Genomic DNA, 8,648 nt, shown 5'->3' on the forward strand with positions numbered 1-8,648 from the left:
AAATATTCTTCTCCTTTAATTAAAGCTGTTTGTTTAGAAAAACCTCTAAACTTTAATCCATAAACAACATTTTGTATTACCGTCATATGTGGAAAAAGCGCATAAGATTGAAATACAGTAGATACAGGCCGTTTTTCTGGATATAGATGCGTTATATCTTCGCCATCAATGTATATTTTACCAACTTCCGGTTTTAAAAAACCACCAATAGTCTTTAAAACAGTAGTCTTTCCACATCCACTAGGTCCTAATACACATACAAGTTCACTTTTATTTACTTCAAAACTTAGATTATCTACTGCCGTTAAATCACCAAATTTTTTAGTTAAATTATCTACCTTAATAAACATTTTTTTCCTCCAACAAGAATTTTGAAAAGATAATATTTACAACTAAAGTAATAAGAATTAGCATACAGGCAATTACCGATCCTATCCTATACTTACCACTTTGTATAGCATCAAACATTACAAGAGTAGCAAGTTTCTTCCCAGGATACACTAAAAATATTATCGAGCCTATAGTAGTCATAGTTGCAGTAAAGTTGTTGACAAAAGATATTAAAAATGCTGATTTTGACATAGGAGTTATTACATCTTTTAATATATATAAATCATGAGCTCCTAAATCCTTACAAGCTTCTGTTACTTGAGGGTTTATTTGGGAGATAACTGCACTACTAGCCTTTGTAGGTAATGGTAGCTGTTTAAAAATACAATTCAGTATCACTATTAAACCAGTTCCTGTAAGTTCTAGTGGATATTTATTAAAAGCTAAAATATATCCTAATCCAAAAAATGTTCCTGGAATAATATAAGGCATTGTAGAAATAAAGTCTATAATCTTCATTCCTTTAATCTTTCTAATTTCTAAATAATAGGATATTAAGAAGCCTATAATACTTCCAACAACACCAGTAATCAAAGAATATAGAATACTTCTTAAAAAACTTCCCGAAATATAATTTTTAGATTCTTTTATATTATCAAAAGTAAAATACATGGTTCCAAATCTTTGTTTTGTCATAGCAGAAATAAAGATGGATAGATACTGCAAAATCATCATAGTTAAGAACAAATATGATATTATCTGTAGTAACCTAGGAAAAAATCCTTCTATTCTGAGTATAGTTTCATCAGATTCTTCTCGAAAATTAGTTCCTGTTATAATATTTGAATCCTTTAAAAATATTCTATATAAAATAAAAGCTATAATAGCAGGTATAAATAATAATATACTAATAGCTGCAGCCATAGGTAAGTCTGAATAGGCTACTACATTTAAATATGCCTGAGTAGCTAATACATTAAAGGAACCCCCTATAATAATCGGCGTACTAAAATCTGCTAAGGATCTAACAAAAGTAAGCAACCCAACTACAATAATCCCTGGCCTCATCAAGGGTATAAGAATCTTTGTAATGGTATAGGATGAATTTCCTCCTAAATCTAATGAACTATTGAATAAACTTTTATCTATGCCATTAATAACTCCAATTAACATTAAAGCATTAAGTGACGTAAATCCTAGAGATTGCATAGCTACTATTCCTTGCCACCCATAGGTATTAGCAGTAAACCCTAATATATTATGAGTAATAAAGCCTCGCCTACCAAATAAAGATATATAGGCTAAGGAAGAAACAAATGGAGGTGATATCATAGTCAACATTAAAATTGTAGTAAGTATTTTTTTATACTTACTATTAGTAAAGCTAATATATATAGAAACAGCTATGGACAAAACAGTAGATATTATAGTAGTCAATATTGCAACAAAAAGGCTATTTTTAAGTAATATTATGTTTTTATTTAATAAGCTCTTATAAATATCCAATGTAAACTCTCCATCAACAATAAAGCTTTTGCTAATCACTGATACCATTGGGAAAAAAACAAATATTATAACAAGAAATATGATTATCGTAAGTATCAGTTTATCAATAAAATTTAAAAAAGGGGTACCTATTTTACTAGATACCCTGTTTTTTTCTATTTTCATATTATTTATCACCTACAAGTTCTGACCATTTTTCTAGTATTGGCTCCCTATCCTTACCAAAGGAAGATAAATTCTGTTTAATAAATCTTTCTTCTGGTACACCTAAATCATAGCCTTCTACCCCTGGTTTAACCATTTGAGCCCCATCTTTTCCATCTATTTGTGCAAGAATTTGTTGATTTTCTTTGGAAAGCATAAAATCTATAAAAGCCTTGGCTCCTTCTAAATTTTGACTATTTTTGAATATGGCAACCCCTTCAGGTACCCATGGTATACCATCTTCTGGGAAAACTACTTCAACATTCTGCTCTTCTTGAAGGTCAAAAGCTGATTTATCAGCAGGAATAATTCCTATAGCAAATTCTCCTTCCATAGTCTTCAACTGAGGGTCCTTGCCTCTCTTAGCATAATAAGGGATATTCTTATCTAATTCTTCAAAAAACTTCCATCCTTCTTCTTCTCCCATCATTTGCAATAGTCCATTTACTGCTGCATAGTTTGTTCCTGAAATAGCTGGATTAGACATTATTATTTCATCTTTATAAACTGGGTTGGTCAAATCTTTCCAGCTAGTTGGCATAGATAGATTATTTTCTTCTAAAATATCCTTGTTAACTAGTAGCCCTACAATAGTAAGACCTTTTCCAATCCAATACCCTTCAGGGTCTTTAAACTCCGCAGGTATGTCTTCAGATTCCTTTGATATATAGGATTCAAGTAAGCCTTCTTCTTTAGCTTGCATAAAAGCATCTAAGCCTCCACCAAACCATACATCAGCCATAGGCTTTCCTTCCTCTGCTCTTACTCTTGATAAAAGTTCTCCAGATGACATGGATATAAACTCTACTTTAATTCCAGTCTCATCAGTGAATTTATCAAAAAATTCCTTATAAGACTCAGAAGTAGCTACAATGTTTAAGGTCGTACCTTCTAAATCAGTATTTTCCTCATCATTAGCTGTTTCTTCTTGTACTTCTCCTTCATCATCAGGTGTCTCTGTTTTTTTACAAGCAGCCAGTGATAAAATCATTGAAAAAATTAATAACAAAATAAGTATTTTACTAGTTTTTTTCATGTTTTTCCCTCCGTTTCGATATTTCCTCAAACATTATAACATAATATTGTGTGAATAAATCCTTCATTAAAATATATTATAGTTGCCGTTGAATTATAGTTTTTATCTATACTAGATTATTATAACTGGTTTTATGGTATGATTTAATTAGTATTAAAAATGGAGGCAAAATAATAATGATAATAGATACTCATATACATGAAAACAAATATTCATCAGACAGCTTTATTGATTTAAAAAAAGCCATAGATATGGCAAAGCTTATAGGCCTTGATGGAATATGTATGACAAACCATGATAATAACGATTTAAGAAACGATCTAGGTGATTCTGTAAAGATTAACGGAGTATTAGTAATAGTTGGCGCTGAAATCCTTACCCATCAAGGAGATATATTAGTTTTTGGCCTAAAAGATATTCCAAAGGAAAAGATGCATGCTGAAGAACTTCTTAGATTGGTGAAAAAACATGGTGGAGTAGCCATTGCTGCTCATCCTTTTAGAAATAACAATAGAGGATTAGAAGGTCATCTACATGAAGTAGCTGATATATTAGACGGTGTTGAATCCTTTAACGGAAGCACTTACTCTTACCATAACCTATATGCCTATGCAACAGCTACCCAACTAGGTTTGCCCTCTTTAGGTGCTAGCGATGCCCATGTAATGGATAGAATTGGTAAATATGCAACTAAGTTTTACGATACTATAAGAGATAGTAAGGACTTTGTAGAAGCCATTAAATCTAGAAATTTTCACCCTGTAATGAGAAGAGATGGAACATTTACAGACTTTGATTATTCTTATGAAGAACTATTACCAAGAGAAAAAATAACAAATCTTAAACGTAAATAACTATTAGCCCCATAAATAAATTAGTTTATATGATATTTTTTTCTATTAATTTTTGGGTATATATACTTCTAATAACAAAATATGGGGTGATTTAAATTGCTAAATTTAAAAATTTTTTCAGATTATGCATGTCCTTTCTGTTTTATAGCTACGGGTATTTTTGATAAATTAAAAAAAGACGGTGTAGAATTTAATGTAGAATGGATTCCTTATGAAATGCATCCAGATATTCCTTTGGAAGGTAAAAGTGTAGAGGGAAAACATCCAAAGATCTATGCAGAAAAAATGTATGAAATGTTAACCAAATTAGGAACTGAATATGGTATTGAATACAAAATTCAAGAAAAAGACTATAATACCCATAGAGCCCTGTTAGCAGGAGAATATGCCAAATCTATAGGTAAGTATGATGAGTTTTCTAAAAAAACATTTAAAGCGTATTTCACAGATTTAAAAAATATTGGAGATAAAGATATTCTTGATGATATTGCTAAACAAACTGGACTCAATGTTGAAAAAATGAATAAACTTATTGATTCTGGTGAATATGAAAAAAACCTAGAAATTGCTAAAAAGTTAATCGATAAATTTGAAGTTGAGGGTACCCCTACTTTTATTATCAATGATGAACATAAAATGGTAGGAATTAGACCTTATGAACAGATGAAAAGATCTTTTCTAGCATACTAATAAAATAATCTCCAAGGTAATGATACCTTGGAGATTATTTTATTAAACTATCTTATTGTTTAATTTGTCGTCTGAATAATATCTATTAATTGCATTATCGACAATTTTCATAATTAGCTTTTCATAACCTAACTTTGATGCTTCAGCCATTTTAGTTAAATCACTATGCCCTTTCATAAGCCCAGGTAAAGAATTTATTTCTAATACATAAGGTATTTCATTTCTTAACCTTATATCTACCCTTGCATAATCTCTCATACCTAAAATATTATATGCTTTTATTGCTAATTTTTCTATTACCTTTTTCGTTTCTTTCTTTATTTTAGCAGGTACATGAAATATAGTCTTATCCCCATAATGGAATTTTACTTCAAAACTATAAATATTATTTAAATGTTTTGGAAGCTCTGAAAAATCCACTTCTAAAATTGGAAGTACTGTTACATTTTTCCCATTGCCTAAGACTCCTACTGTAAATTCTCTGCCCTCTATATATTCAGTTATCATAATTGGAGGATTATAAAGTTCTAAATCATTTTTTAACTTCTTTACCAATTCATCTTCATTAAAAACAAGACTATTTTCATGTATGCCCCTACTAGAACCTTCATCTTTAGGTTTTACTATAACAGGATAAGTAATATTTATATTTTTTACTTCATTTATATTATAAATATAAGTAAATTTTGGAGTAGGAATTTTTATTCCTTGAAACAATTTACATGAGTAAATTTTATTATAAGCTAGGCCGTGCCCCAGTGGTGAAGAGCCAGTATATGGAATACCGGCAAATTCTAGAACAGCTGGTAATTGGGAAAGTCTTGAATCTCCATTGATTCCATTGCATAAATTAAAAACTAAATCTACTTTTTCCTTTTTTAACTTAGAAATTAAAGTTTCATCAAATATTAGATCAATACAATTATATTTTTTAGAAAGTACTTCCTTAATATCTTTTATAGTCTTTCTCTTTTGTTTATCTTCCATTATCCCTTCCTCTGTAGGTAATATTTGAAATCTAGGCTTATCGGTAACTATAGCCACTTTCACAAATAAACATCTCCTTTGTTTTATGATACATAATAACAAAAGACGTCTCCCCTTAAAAACGCCTCTAATTTATATTATATCCCATTAATCCAAATAATACAAAACCATTGCCATATACTGGCAGTGGTTTTTATTTTAATTGGTATCTAAAACTACAGGGAGTCTGCTTATAAGTACCTTAGCCATATACGCATATAATGGTATATTAACTAATTGACTTATTACCCTGCCTGGAAGAATAGTTATTAGTGGTATATCGAATAATATTTTCATAAAGTAAGCCCACAATACTATAGAGGTTGTAACTTGTCCTATTCCTATTGCTAATAAAAGCTTCCAAAAGGAAGTTCTACATCCTTTTTCTTTACACCTTAACATAATAAGCCCAGGTATGACTCCTGTCAAAGCAGCAGTTAAAGTAAAATGAGGTAAATATGGTCCCATAGGGCTAATTACCATACCTACAATATCACCAACTGCCCCTACAATACCTCCAGCTAAAGGGCCAAAAACTATTCCAGCAAAAATTACTGGAAAGCCTCCAAAACCTATTCTAACAATTTCAGTCCCTCCACCGCCTATTCTAATACTGCCTACTCTTGTCAATACAACGTTTAGCGCAATCAACAAAGCATAGTAGGCAATATTTTTAGAATCTAATTTTTTCATAAAAATAGCCTCCTTTCCTAAGTGATATGACAGAACTGCCACACCAAGAAAGCAGACCATTCAGGATGTGTCAGCGAACGCGATAGTTTAACGCAAGCCAAAAGCTCTTCGTTTAGAGGCAACGTCCCATCCTCTAACACTTTACGCAAACTACCTACTCTGCCATTTATATTTGTTCGATTTTTGTAATAATTAAATTGTTTACGTATATAGTATATCTAATAATTAATAAATATTCAAGTAGTTATTTATTCTCCATTTTTTAAAAGACCTGTTAATATGGATGTACGTACAATTATACCTAAAACCTTTTTATCATCATTCACTACTACTATAGGATATTTGGTCTTTGCTCCTTTGTCGATTAAATCTTCTATAAATCTATCTTCTGTAGTAGTATAATAATCATGTTTTAAAATTTCTTTTAAAGAAGATTTATCATTTTTTGCAGCGTCTATACAATCATCTATAGTAACAATTCCTTGTATTCTTCTATCTTTATCGACTACAAATACACTAGATATATCATTTGATTGCATTTCTTTTATAGCAACCCTTACTCCATCTTTTAATGATACTATAGCATTTGGTCTTTTCATTATATCCTTTGCTTGAACTACTTTAGTACGATCAATATCTTTTACAAAATCCTCTATATATTCATTAGAAGGATTGTTTAATATTTCTTCTGGAGTTCCTATTTGAACTATAGATCCACCTCTCATAACAGCAACCCTATCCCCTAACTTAAAAGCTTCATTAATATCATGGGTAATAAAGATAATCGTTTTATTTAGTTTTGATTGTAAATCTAATAATTCTAATTGCATATCTCTTCTTGTTAGAGGATCAAGTGCACTAAAAGGTTCATCCATAAGAAGAATATCAGGATCATTAGCAAGAGCTCTAGATAATCCTACCCTTTGTTGCATTCCTCCACTGAGCTCATTGGGCATTTTATCTTCCCAACCCTTAAGTCCTACCTCTTCTATTGCTTTCAACGCTATTTTTCTTCTTTTATCTTTATCAATATTTTTTATTTCTAGTCCATATTCTACATTACCTAATATAGTTCTATGGGTAAAAAGCCCAAAATGTTGAAATACCATAGCCATTTTCTCTTGTCTAAACTCTCTTAACTCTTCCTTGTCATATTTAACGATATTTTCACCATCAACAATTATTTCTCCTGATGTAGGTTTGTTTAATAGATTAAGGCATCTTATTAATGTAGATTTACCACTACCTGATAAACCAATTATAACAAATATTTCGCCCTTTTTTACAGAGAAACTAACATTGTTTACTCCAACAGTTTGGCCTATTTTGTCTAATATCTCATTTTTAGACCAACCTTGTTTTAATTTTTCCATTGCTAGTTTTGGTCTATTCCCAAAAATTTTAACTAAATTATTTACCACAATTTGTTCTGACATCTTATCACCTCCATTACCATCTAAAGATTTTGACTGCTATTAGATATTTTTTGTGTAATTCTATCGATTATAATAGCTAAAAATACTATACTTATTCCTGCATCAAAACCCATTGCAATATCAGTTCTATTTATAGCTATTAATACGCTTTCTCCAAGGCCTTTTGCCCCAACCATTGAAGATATTACTACCATGGACATAGCTGCCATTGTAGTTTGATTTATACCTGCCATAATAGTTGGCATTGCTTGAGGAAGCTCCACTTTAGTTAATACTTGCCAACGTGATGAACCATAAGAATATGCAGCTTCTCTCATTTCTTTCGGCACTCTCCTAATCCCTAGATTAGTTAGCCTTATACATGGCGCAACAGAATATATAATAGTTGCAAATACTGCAGGTACAGTTCCTAATCCAAAGAATATCATTGCAGGTATGAGATGTACAAAACTAGGCATAGTCTGTGCTCCGTCTAATAAAGGTTTTATAAAAGCTTCTAACCTATCACTATTAGCCATATATATCCCTAAAGGTATACCTAATATTATAGCTATTAAAACACCTGTTAATACTATTGATAGAGTAAATATCATATCATCCCAAAGACCTAACATCCCAATTACAAAAATCATAATCGAAAACATGATTCCTGTTTTCCAATTAATAGATCTCCACCCAAGTAAAAATATTAATAAAATAAATATAAACCAAGGAATAAAAGCTAAAATATTTCTTATACTAGAAACAATCCAGTTTATTCCTCTAGCTAAACCATCAAAAAAACCTTGGAAACTTTCTGTTAACCAAGAAACAACTCTCTCCACATATATACCTAATCCTATACTAAGGTTTTCTGGAAACTTATTTAAATTC

9 protein-coding genes and 1 riboswitch are annotated in these 8,648 nt (G+C 30.6%); of the genes, 2 read left to right on the forward strand and 7 right to left on the reverse strand.

Features of this window, described 5'->3' with window-relative positions; translation table 11 throughout:
• The 3 genes from VK998_RS12670 to VK998_RS12680 all read right to left on the reverse strand — a co-directional run.
• Positions 1-350, reverse strand: a 350-nt coding sequence (locus tag VK998_RS12670; protein WP_325228960.1) for an ABC transporter ATP-binding protein, incomplete at its 3' end; no start/stop codon positions are given.
• Complete coding sequence (locus VK998_RS12675) at positions 340-2,001, reverse strand: ABC transporter permease (RefSeq protein ID WP_325228962.1); 1,662 nt, start codon at positions 1,999-2,001, stop codon at positions 340-342. The genes VK998_RS12675 and VK998_RS12670, both read right to left, overlap by 11 nt.
• Before the next feature lies 1 nt (position 2,002).
• On the reverse strand, positions 2,003-3,076 hold the full coding sequence (locus VK998_RS12680; RefSeq protein ID WP_325228965.1) for an ABC transporter substrate-binding protein: 1,074 nt from the start codon (positions 3,074-3,076) through the stop codon (positions 2,003-2,005).
• Positions 3,077-3,252: 176 nt separating this feature from the next.
• Between VK998_RS12680 and VK998_RS12685 the strand changes: the two genes are divergently transcribed.
• Entirely contained in the window at positions 3,253-3,930 is a 678-nt protein-coding gene (locus VK998_RS12685) for a PHP domain-containing protein (RefSeq protein WP_325228968.1), read from the forward strand.
• 96 nt (positions 3,931-4,026) lie between these two features.
• Positions 4,027-4,620 (forward strand): DsbA family oxidoreductase, encoded by a 594-nt coding sequence (locus tag VK998_RS12690; protein ID WP_325228971.1) that lies wholly within the window; start codon positions 4,027-4,029, stop codon positions 4,618-4,620.
• Positions 4,621-4,662: 42 nt separating this feature from the next.
• On the opposite strand, the gene VK998_RS12695 is transcribed toward VK998_RS12690, so the two are convergent.
• The 4 genes from VK998_RS12695 to VK998_RS12710 all read right to left on the reverse strand — a co-directional run.
• Entirely contained in the window at positions 4,663-5,670 is a 1,008-nt protein-coding gene (locus VK998_RS12695) for a D-alanine--D-alanine ligase family protein (protein WP_325228974.1), read from the reverse strand.
• A gap of 135 nt (positions 5,671-5,805) precedes the next feature.
• Positions 5,806-6,339, reverse strand: a complete 534-nt coding sequence (locus VK998_RS12700) for a folate family ECF transporter S component (RefSeq protein WP_325228977.1) — start codon at positions 6,337-6,339, stop codon at positions 5,806-5,808.
• Between the two features lie 69 nt (positions 6,340-6,408).
• Positions 6,409-6,503, reverse strand: a riboswitch (THF riboswitch).
• Positions 6,504-6,587: 84 nt separating this feature from the next.
• Positions 6,588-7,775: a quaternary amine ABC transporter ATP-binding protein gene (locus VK998_RS12705; protein WP_325228980.1), complete on the reverse strand. Its 1,188-nt coding sequence runs from the start codon at positions 7,773-7,775 to the stop codon at positions 6,588-6,590.
• A 20-nt stretch (positions 7,776-7,795) separates the two neighbouring features.
• A partial coding sequence (locus VK998_RS12710) for an ABC transporter permease (protein ID WP_325228983.1) occupies positions 7,796-8,648 on the reverse strand: 853 nt, incomplete at its 5' end.

Origin of the sequence: Schnuerera sp., from assembly GCF_035459645.1 — a bacterium.
In the GTDB taxonomy this organism is placed as follows: domain Bacteria; phylum Bacillota; class Clostridia; order Tissierellales; family Tepidimicrobiaceae; genus Schnuerera.

Coding starts and splice junctions, on each gene's coding strand:
- VK998_RS12675 (WP_325228962.1), bottom strand. CDS start 2,001: ATGAAAATAGAAAAAAACAGGGTATCTAGTAAAATAGGTACCCCTTTT.
- VK998_RS12700 (WP_325228977.1), bottom strand. CDS start 6,339: ATGAAAAAATTAGATTCTAAAAATATTGCCTACTATGCTTTGTTGATT.
- VK998_RS12680 (WP_325228965.1), bottom strand. CDS start 3,076: ATGAAAAAAACTAGTAAAATACTTATTTTGTTATTAATTTTTTCAATG.
- VK998_RS12705 (WP_325228980.1), bottom strand. CDS start 7,775: ATGTCAGAACAAATTGTGGTAAATAATTTAGTTAAAATTTTTGGGAAT.
- VK998_RS12685 (WP_325228968.1), top strand. CDS start 3,253: ATGATAATAGATACTCATATACATGAAAACAAATATTCATCAGACAGC.